This is a genomic window from Pseudomonas sp. GW821-FHT09A09, from assembly GCF_059418405.1.
This window is the reverse complement of record NZ_JBWKPU010000007.1, coordinates 195293-212991: the sequence shown is the minus strand read 5'-3', so window position 1 is coordinate 212991 and position 17699 is coordinate 195293. Positions and strand designations below refer to the sequence as shown.

Here is a 17699-nt window from a genome sequence, read left to right as displayed (position 1 = left end):
GTCAGGCGGCGTGGCTTTCCTTTTTCAGGCTCTGCATGTCGATGACGAAGCGGTATTTCACGTCGCCCTTGAGCATCCGCTCATAGGCTTCGTTGATGCCCTGGATATCGATCATCTCGATGTCCGAGACAATCTCGTGCTTGGCGCAGAAGTCCAGCATGTCCTGGGTTTCCTGGATGCCGCCGATCAACGAACCCGCCAGGCTGCGGCGCTTGAAGATCAGGTTGAATACCGCCGGCGACGGGTGCGGACTGTCGGGTGCGCCAACCAGGGTCATGGTGCCGTCGCGCTTGAGCAGGCTGATGAACGCGTCGAGGTTGTGCGGTGCGGCGACGGTGTTGAGGATGAAGTCCAGGCTGTTGGCAACCTTGGCCATTTCATCCGGGTTCTTCGACACCACCACCTGATCGGCGCCCAGGCGCAGGCCGTCTTCGCGTTTGTTGGGTGAAGTGGTGAACAGCGTCACGTGGGCGCCCATGGCGTGGGCGATTTTCACCGCCATGTGGCCCAGGCCGCCAAGGCCGACCACCCCAACTTTTTTACCCGGGCCGACCTTCCAGTGGTGCAGCGGTGAATAGGTGGTGATCCCGGCGCAGAGCAACGGTGCCACGGCGGCCAGGTTGGCATCGCCATGGGAGATGCGCAGCACGAACTTCTCCTTGACCACGATATTGTCCGAGTAACCGCCGAAGGTGTTCTCGCCCCCGAACATCGGCCCATTGTAGGTGCCGGTAAAACCGTTCTCGCAATACTGCTCCTCGCCCTCGGCGCAGGATGCGCAGTGCTGGCAGCTGTCGACCATGCAACCGACACCGGCCAGGTCGCCGACCTTGAACTTCTTCACATTGGCGCCCACTGCCGTGACGCGGCCGACAATTTCGTGGCCCGGCACTGACGGGTACAGGGTGTTGTTCCATTCGTTGCGCACGGTGTGCAGGTCGGAGTGGCAGACTCCGCAGAAGAGAATGTCGATCTGTACGTCATCAGCCCCCGGCGCGCGGCGCTCGAAGGTGTAGGGCTTGAGGGAATCCTTGGCGTTCTGGGCGGCGTAGCTGTAAGTCTTGGCCATTTCGTTCACCTGTGTGATCTGACGTTGGAGGTCAGTGGACCAGCATAGACGCTGAACCGTTCAACCGAGCACATCCGTACAAGCCCTTCGTCCGGTTTGGCGCAATAGTGCGACGTAATGCTTTCATCCCACCCTCCCAGGAGTTTCCCATGAGCACATTCGTCGCCAAAGACGGTACGCAGATCTACTTCAAGGATTGGGGCAGCGGCAAGCCCGTGCTGTTCAGCCACGGCTGGCCGCTGGATGCCGATATGTGGGAATACCAGATGGAATACCTGAGCAGCCGCGGCTTTCGCACCCTCGCGTTCGACCGTCGCGGCTTTGGGCGTTCGGACCAGCCGTGGTCCGGCAACGACTACAACACCTTCGCCGATGACATCGCGCAGTTGATCGAGCACCTGGACCTCAAGGACGTGACGCTGGTGGGCTTCTCCATGGGCGGCGGCGACGTGGCGCGTTACATCGCACGCCACGGCAGCGCCCGCGTGGCCGGCCTGGTGTTGCTGGGTGCAGTCACCCCGCTGTTCGGCCAGAAACCGGATTACCCACAAGGCGTGCCCACCGCCGTGTTCGACGGCATCAAGGCCGGGTTGCTCAAGGACCGCGCGCAGTTCATCACCGACTTCAATACCCCGTTCTTCGGGATCAACAAGGGCCAGACGGTCTCCGCCGGCGTGCTGACCCAAACCTTGCAAATCGCTTTGCAGGCCTCGCTCAAGTCGACGGTGGATTGCGTCACTGCGTTCTCCGAGACGGACTTCCGCCCGGACATGGCGAAGATCGATGTGCCAACCCTGGTGATCCACGGCGATGGCGACCAGATCGTGCCGTTCGAGACCACCGGCAAGGTCGCTGCCGAACTGATCAAGGGCGCCCAGTTGAAGGTTTACAAGGATGCACCGCATGGTTTTGCGGTCACCCATACCCAAGCGTTGAATGAAGACCTGCTGGCCTTTCTTAACCGCTGATTGGGGTGAGCGGGCCTGGCGTCACACGGCCAGCCCCGCAAACGCCGCGACAATTTCATCGATCACTGCCCGCACCCGTGCGGTGTGGCGCAGGTCCGCGTGGGTCACCAGCCAGACGTCGTAGGGCAAAACCCGGGTGCGCTCGGGCCAGACGCGCACCAGCCCGTCGCGCTCGCCGGTCACTACCGGCAATTCACCCAGGCCAATACCGGCGGCGATGGAACGGCGCACCAACAGGCTGGACCCCACCGCTGCCACAATGCGCCCGCGCCCCAGCGGCTCGTTGACCAGGGCCAGGTCTTTCTGGCTGTGCAGGTGCGGGTGATAGACCACCAGGTCGTGGCCGTCGAACACGCTGCCCGGTTCCGGCACGCCGTGGCGGTCGATGTAACCCTGGGACGCAAACAACCCCACCGGCCAGCGGGCGATGCGCCGGGCAATCAGGTCGGGGTTTTCGGGGCGGGTGTTGCGCACGGCAATATCGGCTTCGCGCTTGGCCAGGCTGAGGATCTGGGTGGTGGCGTCCAGTTGCACGCGCACGTCGGGGTGCTTGTCGTGCAGGCAGGCAATCGCCGGGATCAGGAAGTCGATGGCCAGGGAATCGGTGGTGCTGACCCGCACGGTGCCAGTCAGGCGGTCATCCAGGCCCTGGATCTGGCGCTCAAGTTCAATCGCCGAGCGCTCCATCTTTTCCACCGACAGCAGGGCCGCCTCGCCCACCGCCGTCAGCGCATAGCCCTCGGAGGTGCGCAAAAACAACGTCGCGTTCAAGGACTTTTCCAGGGCATTGACCCGTCGACCGACCGTCGCCTGGTCCACCCCCAACACCCGTGCGGCGCCGCGCAAGGTCGACTCGCGGCACACCGCCAGGAACACCCGGGCATCATCCCAGTTCATACGCGCCTCCCCGCTGCATATATGCATCAATGGCTTGCCAATTCGCAGCATTATTGCATCAAAAATCCCCGCTATGCTGGGCGCCATGGAAACACCACTGAATCAATGACCGCGCCTTGCGGTCCCACCCCATACGTTCACCGTCACAGGATTCGCACCATGACCCTGCCAGCACAGATGACCCTGATTGAAATCACCACCCCGGGCGGCCCCGAGGTGCTCAAGCCAAGTCAGCAGCCCGTGCCCTCCCCGGCCCCGGGCGAAATCCTGATTCGCGTGCACGCCACCGGGGTCAACCGCCCCGACGCCTTGCAGCGCGCCGGCACCTACCCTATGCGCCCTGGCATGAGCCCGTTTCCCGGGCTGGAAGTGGCCGGCGAAGTAGTAGCGCTGGGCGATGGTGTGAGTGCATATGCAATTGGCGACAAGGTCTGCGCCCTGACCAACGGCGGTGGCTATGCGCAATTCTGTGCGGTACCGGCCGGCCAGGCCTTGCCCATTCCCGACGGGATGGACTGGGTGCACGCGGCCGCGATCCCGGAGACCTTCTTTACCGTCTGGGCCAACCTGTTCGGCTTGGGTGGCGCGCATAAAGGCCAGCGCGTGTTGATCCACGGCGGCACCAGCGGTATCGGCACCACCGCCTTGATGCTGTGCCGCGAGCTGGGCATCCAGGCCTTTGCCACGGCCGGCAGCGAAGACAAATGCGCGGCCATCCGTGCCCTGGGCGCCGAGGCCATCAACTACCGCGAACAGGATTTTGCCGAGGTCATCGCTCAGAAAACCGAGGGCCAGGGCGTAAATGTGATCCTCGATATCATGGGCGGCTCCTACTTCAACAATAACCTCAAGGCCCTGGCCATGGACGGCCGGCTGGTGATGTTGGGCTTCCTCGGCGGCGCCCGGGCCAATGATGTGGACCTGCTGACCATTCTCGGCAAGCGCGCAGTCGTCACCGGTTCACTGCTGCGCCCGCGCACCGGCGAAGAAAAAGCAGCGATTGCTGCCCAACTGCGTGAGCACGTATGGCCGCTGCTGTCGGCCGGACGCTGCCTGCCGATGATCGACCAGGTGTTCGACTACACCGCGGCCGACCAGGCGCATGGGCGTATGGAAGGTGGGGATCACATCGGCAAGATTGTGTTGCGGGTTATCTAACAACACCGTCGATAAAAAATGGGAGGGGCCTTGCCCCCTCCCACATTGACTTCACAGCTAGCGATAGGCGGGATAATCGGTATAACCCTGCTCCGAGCCCCCATACATCCCTTTCACCCGCAATGGATTCAACGGCCAGCCGTTGAACAGCCGCTGCGGCAGGTCCGGGTTGGCGATGAACGGGCGACCAAAGCCGATCAAGTCCGCCAGCCCCGCCTCGATCAGCCGCGCGCCACGCTCGGCGGTGTAGCGGCCGGCATAGATGATCCGCCCGCTGAAGGTATCGCGCACATCACGGCGGAACGTGTCCGGCAGTTCCGGAGCATTGTCCCAGTCGGCTTCGGCGATGGACACGTAGGCGATTCCCGCCGCCTCCAGCAGCTTGATCGCTTCGAGGTAGGTGTAATGCGGGTCCTCTTCCACCAGGCCGATGTACACACGGTCCTGGTCGGTGCCGCTGAACAAGGGCGAGAACCGCACGCCCAGGCTTTGGGGGCCGACCACCTCACTCACGGCAGCGACGATTTCACGCAGGAAACGCAGGCGGTTGTGCACCGAGCCGCCGTATTCGTCGTCCCGGGTGTTGGCATGCGCCGAAATGAATTGGTTGACCAGGTAGCCGTTGGCCGAATGAATCTCCACGCCGTCAAAACCCGCCGCCATCGCATTGCGTGCGGCCTCGGCATACAGGCGAACCAAGTCCTTGACCTCCTCAGTCCTTAGCGCGCGAGGAACCGGCGGTTGAACCAACTCCCCTGCCCCCGGCCCGGTTTCGATAAAGGCTTTGACCTGCCGGGGCTGGAGCGCCGACGGTGCTACCGGGGCCTCACCCTCTGGCTGCAAGCCGTGGTGAGACACACGCCCCACATGCCACAGCTGGGCAAAGATCACCCCGCCTTCGCTATGCACGGCATCCGTGACCTTGCGCCAGCCCTCGATTTGCTCCGGCGTGTAGATACCTGGCGTCCAGGCATACCCCTGACCACGGGGTTCGATCTGCGTGCCTTCGCTGACCATAAAACCCGCCGTGGCGCGCTGGCGGTAATACTGCGCCATCAGGTCAGTGGCGATATCACCGGGTTGGGCGCTGCGCTGGCGGGTCAGCGGCGGCAGCACAATACGATTGCGCAAGGTATGGCCGCCCAGCGTTACCGGGGTGCTTAAAATGGGGTCTGTCATGGGAGGTTTTCCAAATTTTGGACGAGCAAAAGCATTGGCGACTCCTGGGAGTCGCCAATCAATAAGGGGATTAATTAAATCAAGCGGTGAGTTTCAGCAGGGCCTTGGCCACGTCACTCGAGCTGCCGGGGTTTTGCCCGGTGACCAACGTGCCGTCAACGATCACGAAGGATTGCCAGTCGGCGCCCTTCTCGTACAGGCCGCCCAGTTTCTTGAATTCGTCTTCCACCAGGAACGGCACCACGTCGGTCAATTCCACGGCGGCCTCTTCCGAGTTGGAGAACCCGGTCACGCGGCGGCCCTTGACCAGCGGCTCACCGTTGACGGCCTTGACGTGGCGCAGGGCGCCCGGCGCGTGGCACACGAAACCGATGGGCTTGCCGGCCCGCTCGAACGCCTCGATCAGGGCGATGGAGGTGGGCGACTCGGCCAGGTCCCACAGCGGGCCGTGGCCACCGGGGTAGAACACCGTGTCGAAGTCGGCAGCCTTGACCGTGTCCAGCTTCACCGTGTTGGCCAGGGCCTGTTGCGCAGCCGGGTCGGCGGCGAAGCGGTGGGTCTGCTCGGTCTGGAAGTCCGGCAGGTCGCTGACCGGGTCCAGCGGCGGCTGGCCACCGGCGGGGGATGCCAGCACGATCTGTGCACCGGCGTCCTTGAACGCGTAATAGGGTGCGGCAAACTCTTCAAGCCAGAAGCCGGTCTTGCGGCCGGTGTCTCCCAACTGATCGTGAGAGGTCAATACCATCAATACTTTCATTGTCGAGTGCCTCGGGATGAGTGTGGGTTGAAGCTTAGGAGCCAGGGAGTGTTGCCACAACGTCATATCCGCAAGGTTTTCGGACATGCCCGATGGCAGTTGCCGTTTGCCCACCCGCCGCCGACAATCCCCTCCTTGCCATGCCCCCTGGAGAATGACGATGCACAGTGTTGCGCTGCTGGTTTACCCGAATTTCGAATGCCTGAGCCTCAGCGTGGCCTCGGTGTTCGAATGCGCAAACCTGTTGCAGGGCGAGCCAGCCTACGAATTCCACCTGGTGTCGGAAAACGGCGGCGCGGTGATGACGTCCCAGGGTTTCTCGGTGAACACCACACCGATCCGGCCACAGGGCTATGACACATTGATCGTCGGCGGCTACATGGAGTTCCGCCTGCCGGAAGCCAGCCTGCTGGAGCAGGTCAAGGCCGCTTCGGCCCAGTCACGGCGCGTGGCTTCGTTGTGCATGGGCATCTTCGTGCTGGCCGACGCCGGCCTGCTGGAGGGCAAGCGCACCACCACTCACTGGATCCACGCGCCGGCCTTTCGCAAGCGTTATCCGCATATCCAGTTGGAAGAGGACAAGTTGTTCGTGGTCGACGGCCAGGTGTGGACCGGGGCCGGCATGAGCGCCGGCGTGGACCTGGCACTGGCCATGGTGGAGAACGACCTGGGCAACGACCTCGCCCGACGCATCGCACGCAAGCTGGTGATCGCCCAGCGTCGGGGCAGCGAGCAGTCGCAGGTGTCGGCACTGTTGGAGCTGGACCCCAGGTCCGACCGCGTGCAACTGGCCCTGGCCTATGCCCGCGAGAACCTCACCCACGACCTGTCGGTGGACGCCCTGGCCGATGTGGCGCGCTTGAGTCCACGTCAGTTCAGCCGGGTGTTCCGCGAGGAAACCGGGCAGACGCCTGCCAAGGCTATTGAGTCGCTACGGGTCGAAGCCGCCCGGGTGCTGATGGAAACCAGCCGACACCCGGTCGAGGTGGTAGCCCGCGAAACCGGCTTCGGTGATCGCGAGCGCATGCGTCAGGCGTTCCTGCGGGCCTTCGGGCAACCGCCCCAGGCCATGCAGCAGGTGTTCAGGAGCTAGAACGCCTAGCGGCAGTGGTAAGGGCTTTCGCTCTTGAGTTCTTCGCCGGTGTGGACGTCGCGGATGGTCACCGTGGCTTTCGGGAAGTTGCTGCAGAACGCGTTGCGCGAGGAGTAGATCGCACTGCCATGGCTGGTCATCACCATCTTGATCGGCTGGCCATTGGCGTCCACGGCCGTGACGTTGTAATCGCCGGACATCGTCACGCAACCGCCCAGGGTCAACAGCAACGCGGCACTGACAAGCATTTTTGGCAAAGGGAACAGGCTCATTTCGCTTCCTTGTGAAATTAATGGCCAGAGCGGCCGACGAGTCTAGGAGCCAGCAGGCTCGGCTAAGTTCAACCTTATCGTCAACCCTCTCCCGGTTGGTAGCCGAACAGCGACTTCACCTCCAGGTAATCCTCCAGGCCGAAGACCCCCCACTCGCGGCCGTTGCCCGATTGTTTGTAGCCACCGAACGGCGCGCCGTTGTCGGCCTTGCTGCCATTGAGATGAACCATACCGGTGCGCAAGCGCCGTGCCACAGCCTGCGCCCGTTCCAGGCTGCCGGCGCTGACATAGCCCGACAGACCATAGGGGCTGTCATTGGCGAGGGCGATGGCGTGTTCTTCGCTGTCATAGGGGATGATCACCAGCACCGGGCCGAACACTTCCTCACGGGCAATGGGCGACTCAGGGTGCACATCGGCAAACACCGTCGGTCGTGCGTAGAAGCCTGTGGTCATGCCTTCGGGCCGCCCCACACCACCGCACACCGGTGCAATGTCCACGCTACCCAGCAACGCCTGGACCCGTTCGAACTGGGCCTGGTTGGCCAAGGGGCCCATGGCGCTCCCAGGGTGGCTGTCGTCAAAGCAGATGCCAGCAGCGACGTCCCGGGCAATCGTCACTGCACGGGCCTGCAAGGCACGGGGCACCAGCATGCGCGTCGGCGCATTGCACGACTGCCCGCTGTTGCGAAAACAACTGCTCACGCCATGGCGCACGGCAACCTCAAAGTCAGCGTCGGCCAGGATCAGGTTGGCCGACTTGCCACCCAATTCCTGGGACACCCGCTTGACCGTATCCGCCGCTGCCTTCGCCACTGCAATGCCCGCCCCGGTGGAACCGGTGAACGACACCATGTCGATACCGGCATGCCGAGCGATGCCGTCACCGAGGGTCGGCCCATCACCGTTGACCAGGTTGAATACACCCTTGGGCACGCCGGCCTGATGCAGGATGTCCGCCAGCAACATGGCCGACAACGGCGCTTTTTCACTCGGCTTGAGCACCACGCTGCACCCCGCCGCCAGGGCCGGGGCGAGTTTGCAGGTAAGCTGGTTGAGCGGCCAGTTCCACGGCGTGATCAAGCCACACACGCCAATCGGCTCGCGGCTGATCAGCGTGCTGCCGTGGAGTTGGTCAAAGGCATAGTCCTTGAGCACCTCATGGGCACGCCGCAAGTGGCCCAGACCTGCCGGAACGTGCGCGCTGCGAGCCAGGGACAACGGTGCGCCCATCTCCTGGTGCACACACTGCGCCAGCGCTTCGCTGTGTTGGCGGTAACCGTCGATGATGGCCGCCAGCAGGTCAAGGCGCTGTTCGCGGGACCACTGCGCGTAGCCGTCGAATCCGCGCCTGGCCGCCGCCACGGCACGGTCAAGGTCGACGGCAGTGCCCAGGCTGATGGTCGCGATGGGGCGTTCGGTGGCAGGATTGATCACCGACAAGGTTTCGCCGCCCGACGGTTTGACCCAGGCACCGTCGATATAGAAATCCAGGCTGTTCATCGGGTGGCCTCAAGGGCGTGGCGCAAGGTGTTGAACACCAGCGCGACCTGTTCTTCGTCGATGATCAACGGTGGCGACAGCACGATGTTTTCCCCGGAAGCCCGCACTAGCACACCGGCGTCGAAACAGCGCTGCGCCACCTCGCCCGCCCTGGCGCCCGGGGCACCGTCGCGGGGTTTGAGTTCGACGGCACACAGCAAGCCGATGGCGCGCACGTCCTGCACCCACGGGTTATCACGCAACCCCAGGGCGGTGCGCTGCCACAGTGGTGCAATCTGCTGCACACGGGCATTGATGCCCAGTGCCGCATGCACCTCCAGGGTGGCCAAACCGGCCGCGCAGGCCAGCGGATGGGCTGAATAGGTGTAGCCGTGCATCAGCTCGATGGCCTGTTCCGGGCCTTGCATGAAAGCCTCATACACCGTGCCGCTGACCAGCACACCGCCCATGGGCACGGCGCCGTTGGTGAGCCCTTTGGCCAGGCACATCAGGTCTGGCGTCACACCGAACGCCTGGGCGGCGAACGAATGCCCCACGCGCCCGAAGCCGGTGATGACCTCGTCGAAAATCAGCAACAACCCATGGCGATCACACAGCTCGCGCAGCTTTTGCAGGTAGCCCAGTGGCGGTGCATACACCCCACCGGAACCGGTGACCGGCTCGACAATCACCGCCGCCACAGTGGCCGGGTCGTGGACCTCCAGCAGTTGCAGTAGCGCATCGGCATAGTGCGCACCCTGCTCTGGCTGGCCGGCACTGAACCGCGAACCCGCGTCATAGGGCAACGGCAAGTGCGCCACGTCGCCGAGCAACGGGCCGAAATCCCGTTTCTGCCGGCCGATCCCCGACACCGACAACCCGCCAAACCCCATGCCGTGATAGCCCTTGGCACGGCCGATTAACTTGGTCCTGCGGCAGTCGCCCCGGGCCTGGTGGTAGGCACGGGCGATCTTCAGCGCAGTGTCCACCGCTTCGGAACCGGAGTTGGTGAAAAACACCTTGTCCAGGCCGGCCGGGGCCGTGTCCACCAAGCGGTCGGCCAGGGTCAGCGCGGCCGGATGGCTCATCTTGAACGAGGACACGAAGTCCAGGCGCCCCGCCGCTTCACGAATCGCCTCGACGATCTGCGCCTGACCGTGCCCGGCATTGACGCACCACAGCCCGGCCATGGCATCCAGCACCTGGCGGCCTTCGGGGGTGGTGTAGTGCATGCCGGCCGCGCGGTCGAACAGCATCGGCTGGCGGTTGAACGGGCGCATCGCAGTAAACGGGGCCCACAGGGATGAGGTCATGAGGTGTACTCCTTAAAGCTGGATGCGCGACCCGTTCAGGGTCGGACGTTGCAGGCTGCCGGCGTTGGTGTTGACGCCACGGTCGAAGCGCAAGCGACCGTCCTGCAGACGGCAGCTGACATGGTCACCGAAGGCCGTTTCGACAAAGCGCCAATCCATGATCAGCACCCCCTCGGTGGACCAGCGTGCCTGGGCGATCACCGGGGTCTGTTCCGGCTGGTATTGGTGGTGCAGGTAGTTGCCGGTGAGGCTGGTGAGCGTCTCCAGCGGCTGCTGGAAACCGGCGCGCACGTGGTGAGTGCCGCGATGATCCACCAAGGTGAAATCGCAGTGATCGCCCTGGAAATCAAAGGCGATTTCGCGCACGCCGTCTTCGTTCGGCTCCATGGCGAAACGGCCTTGCAAGCCCTGGCTGGCCGGCGAAGTTTTCAAACCATGCAAGCTCGGCAAACGCAGGCCGTCGATCAGCGCCTCCAGCTTTGCCTGGCTGGCCTGGGCATCGATGGCCGTGCGGCCCAACGCCGGGAACAGGTGCTGCCACAGCGCCGCGTGCAAGCGTTTCTCCCCCAGGCGCAAGCCACTGGTGAAGACAATCACCGTGTCCTGGTCCGGCAGTACCATGCAGTGTTGGCCGAACACACCCGAGGCGTAGTAGCCGCCGTGCTCGGTCATCCACCATTGGTAGCCGTAGCCTTCGCGCTGGGCCTCATTGGCCTTGTTCTTGTCACGCGGCAGGTATTGCTTGCCGTCGAACTCGCCCATCCACACGTCTTCCACCTGGTTACGCGTGGCATCGGCCACCCAGTGTGGCGATAACAACTGGCGCCCCTGCCACTGGCCCCGGTTGAGGTGCAGCACGCCGAATTTCAGCGAGTCTTCACTGGTGCAGCTCAGGCCATTGCCCCCGGAGTTGAAACCTCCCGGGGCCAGGTCCCATTCCAGGTGGTCGAGCCCCAAGTCATCGAGCACGCGCTCCTGCAACAGCGCCTGCATCGTTTGCCCGGTGACTTGGGTCACGATGGCCGACAACATGAAACTCGATGCGCTGCTGTAGATGAATGACTGACCCGGTGGCTCATCCACCGGCTCATTGAGGAACGCCTCGACCCAACTGCTCTGCAGGTTGCGCCAGTCGCCCCCGGAGATTCCGCGAGAGTGGCCGGTGCGCATGGTCAGCAGGTCTTCCACGGCCATTGCCGCGAGGTTGGCGCTGATGGGTTGCGGGCAGAGTTCGGGGAAGAAGCTGACCACCTTGGCATCCAGGCTCAGGCGGCCGTCGTCGATCAACAGACCGATCGCGGTGGCGGTCCAGCTCTTGGTTGCCGAATGCTGCACGTGCATGCGGTGGGCCGAATAGGGCTGCCAATAGGCCTCGACCACCACGGCGCCTTGGCGATACAGCAGGAAACTGTGCAGTTCGAGGCCGATGTCGGCGACGGCCTGGAGGAAGTCGACAACGCCGGCGGGATCGACGCCACGGTCGGCGGGCAAGGCCCTTGGCAGCGGGATGTAGGTCATGATGGGTCCTCGAAAATGTTTTTATATTTCAAATAATGCAGATAAAGATTTGTTCGCAGCGGCCCAGATGTATTTGAGCCCTCTATAATCCAGACTTTCCGGGTATCCTTGCCCTCCCTGTCACAGGAACGATCACGCGCCATGTCCTCACTCACTTCGCTGCAGACCAAAGTCGCCGGCCAGATCCTGGCCGCCATCACCAGCGGCGACCTGCAACCCGGTTTGCACCTTAAGGAAGTGGAGTTGGCCCAGCGCCTGGGGGTATCGCGCTCGCCGATCCGCAGCGCGCTGGTGTACCTGGCCGAACAGAAGGCCATCGAGCCGCTGCCCCAGCAGGGCTATCGCGTGCCACTGGAAGCGGCCGATGGCCTGGTGCAACAGTTCACGCAGTTGCACAACGAAGAGGACGCGCTGTACACCCGGCTGATTGACGACCGGCTGAACCAGGTGCTGCCCGATCAGATTTCCGAAAGCGACCTGCTGCGCCGCTACGGCGTCGGCAAAAGCGTGTTGCGCCGCTGCCTGCTGCGCCTGTCGGACGAAGGCGTGATGCAACGCAAGCACGGCCACGGCTGGCAGTTCCTGCCGACCCTGAACAGCCCACAGACCCGTTTCGAGAGCTACCGCTTTCGCATGCTGCTGGAGCCTGCGGGGTTGATGGAGCCGACCTTCAAGATCAACCCCGAACAGTTCCGCCGCTGCCGCGAACGCCAGATGGAACTGCTTGAAGGCAAGGTCGATGGGCAACGCTTCATCGAGTACAACGCCGAGTTCCATGAACTGCTGGCGGCGGCATCGGGCAATGGCTACCTCCTGCAAGCCATCCAGCAGCAGAACCGCCTGCGCCGCCTGACCGAGTTCCACACCGTCAACAACCCGGAGCGCGTCAAGGTGTCGTGCTGCGAGCACCTGGCAATCCTGGATGCGCTGGAGCAAGGGGATAACGAGTGGGCGTCGACGTTGTTGCACCGGCATTTGGATGTGGCGAGCAAGTTGCGGGTGGCCAGGAACAAGGGCTAATGACCTTGGCGTCGTGCGGGGAGACCGAGCACGCTGGCCGAACGCAGGTTTGACTGCCGCAACGGATATGCACACCGAGAGACTGTTATCGCAGGCAAGCCAGCTCCCACATGTGGACCGAGCACGCCACACCCCGCCCATCGTCATTACCAGAGCGCCACGGTGTAGCCAACAATCACCCGGTTCTCATTCATGTCCCGGAAATAGTTGGCCTTGCTCAGCCCATTGCGCCAGCGCAGTGACACCCCCTTGAGCGCTCCGGACTGAAACACATAGCCCAGGTCGATGTCCCGCTCCCACTCACGCCCCTCCCCCGCAAACCCCTTCACCTCGGCCTGGTCACCCTTGGCCCACCGCGTGGAAAACGTCAGCCCGGGCACCCCGAGTGCCGCAAAGTCGAAGTCATAACGCGCATGCCAGACCCGCTCGTTGGTCTGGGAAAAGTTGCTCAACTGGTACTCGGAAAACAGGTAGGTGTTGGTGCCGTCCACGTAGGTGAACGGCGTCTCACCGTACTGTTCCTGATAGCCGCCTCCGAAGCTGTGGCCCTTGTAGCTGAACATGGCCCGCGTACTCAGCGCACGGTTGTCCACCTTGCCGGCCAGGCCGGCGCCGGACTTGTCGGCGTCGAAATAGCGGATATCGGTCTTGAGCGTGCCGCCGCCCAGGGCAAAGCTGTTTTTCACGCCCACAAAGTGCTGCTGGTAGATGTCCTCCAACTGCGCAAAGTGATAGCTGAGGGTCATGCCCGGAGTGAGCTTGTAATCACCACCGGCAAAGCGGAAACGATCACTCTTGCCCGTGCTTTTATAAGCGCCGTTCTGGCTGGTCAGCGCCATGTCTTCGTAGTCGGTGGACTCGCGCTGCCTGGTCTGGTCGATCTGCCCACCGATCAGGGCCAGCCCGGCGATATCGGTGGAGGTCACCTGGGTACCGCGAAAGGTCTGCGGGAACAACCGGCTGGTGTTGGGCTGCAAGGTCGGCAGGTCGGGCAGCAGGTAGCCGCTGCGCAGTTCGCTCTTGGCAAAGCGCACTTTGCCGGTCACGCCGTATTTGGAATATTCGTCATGGGCGCGCTTGGCGTAGCTCGGTTTGCCCGGCGTGGCGTCGTTGTCCCGGGACAACAGGCCCGAGCCGGAACGATCCGGGCTGGAGTCGAGCTTCAGCCCGAGCATGCCGACCACGTCGACACCCAATCCCACGGTGCCCTCGGTGAACCCCGACTTGAGGTTGAGGATGAACCCCTGGGCCCATTCCTCGCGCTTGGATTGCCCGGCGTCTTCACGGTAATCGCGGTTGAAGTAGTAGTTTTTCAGCTCCAGATCCGCCTTGCTGTCCTTGATGAAATCCGCCTGGACGGGGGCGCACAGCAGGCCCCCGCTCACGAGGCCGGCGCCCTTCAGGATCAGGTTGAGCGTGTTGTTGTTATGCATGGTCTTGGCTCCTGGCAGTCGTTGGGAGTGAGTAGGTCTTATTGTTTTTCTGGGCGCGACGTTCCCCATCGCGCAGGCTTCAAGGCCTGCGCGCCGAGTGAAATCAGGGTTTTAAATGGCCGGGCGTATTCGGTAGCCGCCGTCCGGCAACTGTTCCAGCGGGCTGGCGGCGGCCAGCAACTGCCGGGTGTACGGGTGCTGCGGGTGATCGAAGATCTGCTCGCGCGACCCCACTTCCACTACATTACCCTGGTGCATCACCGCCACCCGATGGGCGATGCGCTCCACCGCTGCCAGGTCATGGGAAATGAACAGGCAGGCAAAGCCGTACTGGGCCTGCAAGCGCTCGAACAGCTCGAGGATCTGCTTCTGGATGGTCATGTCCAGGGCCGAGATCGGCTCGTCGGCGATCACCAGTTGCGGGTGACGTACCAGGGCCCGGCCGATGGCCACGCGCTGGCGCTGCCCCCCCGAGAGCTGATGGGGGAAGCGCTCGACAAACTGCTCGCCCAGGCCGATGTCCTTGAGGGTCTGCGTCACCCGCTCGCGGCGCTCGGCAGCGTTCAGGCCGGGCTCGTGGCGCAACGGTTCGGCGAGGATTTCACCGATTTTCATCCGTGGGTTCAGGGACGAATACGGGTCCTGGAAAATCATCTGGCACTGCAAGCGATGGGTACGGTTGGCCGCCTTGAGGATGTCCACGCCCTTGAAGCGGATCGCCCCGGCGCAGGGCTTGATCAACCCCACCAGCGAACGCCCCAAGGTGGTCTTGCCCGAACCGCTGCCACCCACCAGCGCCAGGGTTTCGCCCGGGGCGATCACCAGGCTGGCCGAATGCACCACACGATTGAACTGGCGCTTGCCCCAGAACGAGGTCGGCCCGGGGTGCTCGATGCACACCTGGTCCACCTCGACCAATGGCCCATTACTCGCCGGCAGCGCTGCCAGCTCGCCACGCCGGGGCAAGGCTTCCAGCAGTTGGCGGGTGTAGTCGGCCCTGGGCGCCAGCAGGATGTCGTCGATGCTGCCCTGCTCCACGGCCTTGCCGTGGCGCATCACCACCACCTTGTGGGCATAGCGAGCGACCAGGGACAGATCATGGCTGATAAACAGGATCGCGGTGCCCTGCTCGCGGGTCAGTTCCAGCATCAACTCGATCACGTCCAGCTGCGCCAGGCAGTCCAGCGCGGTGGTGGGCTCGTCGGCGATCAACAACGCCGGGCGCAGCAGCATCACCGAGGCCAGCATGATGCGCTGGCGCATGCCACCGGAGAACTGGTGCGGGTAAGACTCCAGGCAACGTTCGGCCGCCTTGATACCGATGCGCCGCAGCATGGTCAGGCAACGTTCGCGAATCTGCGGCGGATCGAGGTCGGTGTGCAGCCTGAGCGCTTCGCTCATCTGCTGGCCGATCTTCAACGCCGGGTTGAGCGACACCATGGGCTCCTGGAACACCATGCCGATGCTCGCGCCGCGAATGCCGCGCAGTTCTTCGCTGCTCACGCTGGCCAGGTCACGCCCCTGAAAATCCAGGCGCCCACCGCACACCTGCATGGGCAACGGCAGCAGGCCGATGGCGGCGCGGGCGGCCATGGTCTTGCCGCTGCCAGACTCGCCCACCAACGCCACGATCTCACCGGGGGCGATGCTGAAACTCAAGTCATCCACCGCCAACGGGCCGTGCTCACCCACACGGATTTTCAGGTGTTCCACGTTGAGCAAAACAGGATTGGTCGACATGTTCACTTCCTCATTCGTGGGTCGAGGCGATCACGCAGTGCATCGCCAAACAGGTTGATCGCCAGCAACGTCAGGCAGATAAACAGCCCGGGGAATACGCCCAGCCAGGGTGCAGAGGCGATGTAGGGGCGGCTGCTGGCGAGCATGTTGCCCCAGGTCGCGGCCGGTGGCGGCACGCCCAGGCCAAGGAAGCTAAGGGCACTTTCCGACAGCAATGCCCAGCCGAACATACTGGTGGCGAGCACGCACAGCGGTGCCAGGCAGTTCGGTGCAATGTGCCGCAGCATGGTGTACAGCTCGGAATTGCCGATGACCCGCGACGCTTCGATGTACTCCAGCTCGCGCAGGGACAACACCGTGCCGCGCACCACGCGCACCACCGAAGGCGTGTAGGCGATGCCCAGGGCCAACACGATGCCGTACTTGCTCGCGCCGATGATCGCCATGATGCCCAGGGCCATGAGGATGCCGGGGAATGCCAGCAGCGCATCGTTGAACATCATCAACAGGCGGTCGGTCCAGCCACGCAGGTAACCGGCGAGCATGCCGATCAAGGTGCCGGCGATCACCGCCACACTCACCGTCAGCAGGCTCACCCACAGGCTGGTGCGCGCACCGATCAACAAGCGACTGAACACATCGCGACCGAACTCATCGGTGCCCAGCCAATGGGCGGCCGATGGCGCCTGGAAGCGCGACAGCAAGTCGATCTTCAGCGGGTCGTACGGCGACCACACCAACCCCATCAAGGCCAGGGCCACCAGAGCCACCAGTAACCCGCCGCCGATCAAGGCGTTAGCCGGTGCCCAAGCGCGGCGGCGCTTGGCGGGCGCCGACACGGCAATTGTCGAACTCATAACTTCACCCTTGGATCGAACAGCGGATAGAGCAGATCCACACACAGGTTGACCAGCACGTAGATAAAGGTGATCAGCAACAGGCAGCCCTGTAGCACGGGATAGTCGCGGGCGAAAATCGCGTCCACCATCAACCGGCCGATACCCGGCAAGGTGAACACCGTTTCCAGCACCGCAATCCCCCCCAGCAGGTTGCCGAGGATCAACCCCACCAGGGTCCAGGTGGGCGCAAAGGCGTTGGGCAAGGCGTGTTTCCACAGCACGGCACGCTCCGACAGGCCCTTGGCCCGGGCATGGGCAATGTATTCCAGGCGCAGCACTTCGATAGTGCTGGCCCGCGCCATGCGAGTGATCGCGCCGACTTCCACCAGAGTCAGGGTCACAACCGGCAGCACCATGTAGCTCATGGCTTGCCAGGGAGCCTGTGCGAAACTCACGTAGCCCACCACCGGCAGCCAGCCCAACTGGATGCCAAAGGCATGCAGCAACAACAAGCCGAGCCAGAAGCTGGGGATCGACAGCAGCAAGGTCGCCACGGACACCAACCCCAGGTCGAGGGCACTGTTCTGCTTCCAGGCGGCAACCAAGCCGATCGGCACCGCGATCAACGTGGCCAGCAACACCGCCACCAGCACGATGGTCGCGCTGACGCTGAACCGGTCGAGAATCAGCGGCAGCACCGCCTGTTTGGTGCTGATGGAGAAGCCCAGGTCAAAGCTCAGCACGGCCTTGAACCAGATCAGGAACTGGGTCACCAGCGAGTGATCCAGGCCCAGGGTGTGGCGCATGTCCGCCAGGCTTTGTGGGTCGGCCATATCACCCAACATCAGCAGCGCCGGATCGCCGGGAATCAGGCGGATCAACGCGAACACCATCACCGAAATCAGCAACAGCGTAGGCACCGCCATGCCGAGTTTTTGCAGGATAAAACGCAACATGTTCAG

The 17699-nt window shown here is 63.4% G+C and carries 16 protein-coding genes; 4 read left to right on the top strand and 12 right to left on the bottom strand.

Annotated elements, in window-relative coordinates:
- Position 1 precedes the first annotated feature (1 nt).
- Complete coding sequence (locus AC07OV_RS08570) at positions 2-1069, bottom strand: NAD(P)-dependent alcohol dehydrogenase (RefSeq protein ID WP_495092040.1); 1068 nt, start codon at positions 1067-1069, stop codon at positions 2-4.
- A 149-nt stretch (positions 1070-1218) separates the two neighbouring features.
- Between AC07OV_RS08570 and AC07OV_RS08565 the strand changes: the two genes are divergently transcribed.
- A complete protein-coding gene (locus AC07OV_RS08565; protein WP_495092039.1) occupies positions 1219-2037 on the top strand; it encodes an alpha/beta fold hydrolase in 819 nt (272 codons plus the stop codon).
- A gap of 21 nt (positions 2038-2058) precedes the next feature.
- Here AC07OV_RS08565 and AC07OV_RS08560 read toward each other — a convergent pair whose 3' ends face one another.
- Positions 2059-2934, bottom strand: coding sequence for a LysR family transcriptional regulator (locus AC07OV_RS08560; protein WP_495092038.1), 876 nt, complete (start codon positions 2932-2934; stop codon positions 2059-2061).
- Positions 2935-3093: 159 nt separating this feature from the next.
- Here AC07OV_RS08560 and AC07OV_RS08555 point away from each other — a divergent pair, with 159 nt between their 5' ends.
- Positions 3094-4092: an NAD(P)H-quinone oxidoreductase gene (locus AC07OV_RS08555; protein ID WP_495092037.1), complete on the top strand. Its 999-nt coding sequence runs from the start codon at positions 3094-3096 to the stop codon at positions 4090-4092.
- A gap of 57 nt (positions 4093-4149) precedes the next feature.
- Here AC07OV_RS08555 and AC07OV_RS08550 read toward each other — a convergent pair whose 3' ends face one another.
- Together AC07OV_RS08550 and AC07OV_RS08545 are read right to left on the bottom strand one after the other, a co-directional pair.
- Positions 4150-5271 carry an alkene reductase gene (locus AC07OV_RS08550; protein WP_495092036.1) on the bottom strand — a complete coding sequence of 374 codons (1122 nt, stop codon included), beginning with the start codon at positions 5269-5271 and terminating at the stop codon, positions 4150-4152.
- A gap of 79 nt (positions 5272-5350) precedes the next feature.
- A complete protein-coding gene (locus AC07OV_RS08545) occupies positions 5351-6028 on the bottom strand; it encodes a type 1 glutamine amidotransferase domain-containing protein (RefSeq protein WP_495092035.1) in 678 nt (225 codons plus the stop codon).
- Between the two features lie 160 nt (positions 6029-6188).
- On the opposite strand from AC07OV_RS08545, the gene AC07OV_RS08540 reads away from it, so the two are divergent.
- Entirely contained in the window at positions 6189-7121 is a 933-nt protein-coding gene (locus AC07OV_RS08540) for a GlxA family transcriptional regulator (RefSeq protein ID WP_494996814.1), read from the top strand.
- Positions 7122-7126: 5 nt separating this feature from the next.
- On the opposite strand, the gene AC07OV_RS08535 is transcribed toward AC07OV_RS08540, so the two are convergent.
- The 4 genes from AC07OV_RS08535 to AC07OV_RS08520 all read right to left on the bottom strand — a co-directional run bounded on the left by AC07OV_RS08535 (position 7127) and on the right by AC07OV_RS08520 (position 11705).
- Positions 7127-7393: a hypothetical protein gene (locus tag AC07OV_RS08535; RefSeq protein WP_494996813.1), complete on the bottom strand. Its 267-nt coding sequence runs from the start codon at positions 7391-7393 to the stop codon at positions 7127-7129.
- Positions 7394-7473: 80 nt separating this feature from the next.
- The gene (locus AC07OV_RS08530; RefSeq protein WP_495092034.1) at positions 7474-8895 is read right to left on the bottom strand and encodes an aldehyde dehydrogenase family protein; all 1422 of its coding nucleotides are present in this window, start codon (positions 8893-8895) and stop codon (positions 7474-7476) included.
- Positions 8892-10187 carry an omega-aminotransferase AptA gene (aptA, locus tag AC07OV_RS08525; RefSeq protein ID WP_495092033.1) on the bottom strand — a complete coding sequence of 432 codons (1296 nt, stop codon included), beginning with the start codon at positions 10185-10187 and terminating at the stop codon, positions 8892-8894. Before aptA ends, AC07OV_RS08530 begins: the two co-directional genes overlap by 4 nt.
- Positions 10188-10199: 12 nt before the next feature.
- A complete protein-coding gene (locus tag AC07OV_RS08520) occupies positions 10200-11705 on the bottom strand; it encodes a serine hydrolase domain-containing protein (RefSeq protein ID WP_495092032.1) in 1506 nt (501 codons plus the stop codon).
- A 141-nt stretch (positions 11706-11846) separates the two neighbouring features.
- Between AC07OV_RS08520 and AC07OV_RS08515 the strand changes: the two genes are divergently transcribed.
- Entirely contained in the window at positions 11847-12725 is an 879-nt protein-coding gene (locus tag AC07OV_RS08515; protein WP_176997696.1) for an FCD domain-containing protein, read from the top strand.
- Between the two features lie 146 nt (positions 12726-12871).
- Here the strand turns inward: AC07OV_RS08515 and AC07OV_RS08510 are convergent, their stop codons facing one another.
- The 4 genes from AC07OV_RS08510 to AC07OV_RS08495 form a co-directional block, all read right to left on the bottom strand.
- Positions 12872-14158, bottom strand: coding sequence for an OprD family porin (locus AC07OV_RS08510; RefSeq protein ID WP_495092031.1), 1287 nt, complete (start codon positions 14156-14158; stop codon positions 12872-12874).
- Positions 14159-14269: 111 nt separating this feature from the next.
- On the bottom strand, positions 14270-15898 hold the full coding sequence (locus AC07OV_RS08505; protein WP_494996808.1) for an ABC transporter ATP-binding protein: 1629 nt from the start codon (positions 15896-15898) through the stop codon (positions 14270-14272).
- Positions 15899-15900: 2 nt separating this feature from the next.
- Positions 15901-16755: an ABC transporter permease gene (locus AC07OV_RS08500; protein ID WP_176997693.1), complete on the bottom strand. Its 855-nt coding sequence runs from the start codon at positions 16753-16755 to the stop codon at positions 15901-15903.
- Positions 16752-17693 carry an ABC transporter permease gene (locus AC07OV_RS08495; RefSeq protein ID WP_176997692.1) on the bottom strand — a complete coding sequence of 314 codons (942 nt, stop codon included), beginning with the start codon at positions 17691-17693 and terminating at the stop codon, positions 16752-16754. Before AC07OV_RS08495 ends, AC07OV_RS08500 begins: the two co-directional genes overlap by 4 nt.
- Positions 17694-17699 lie beyond the last annotated feature (6 nt).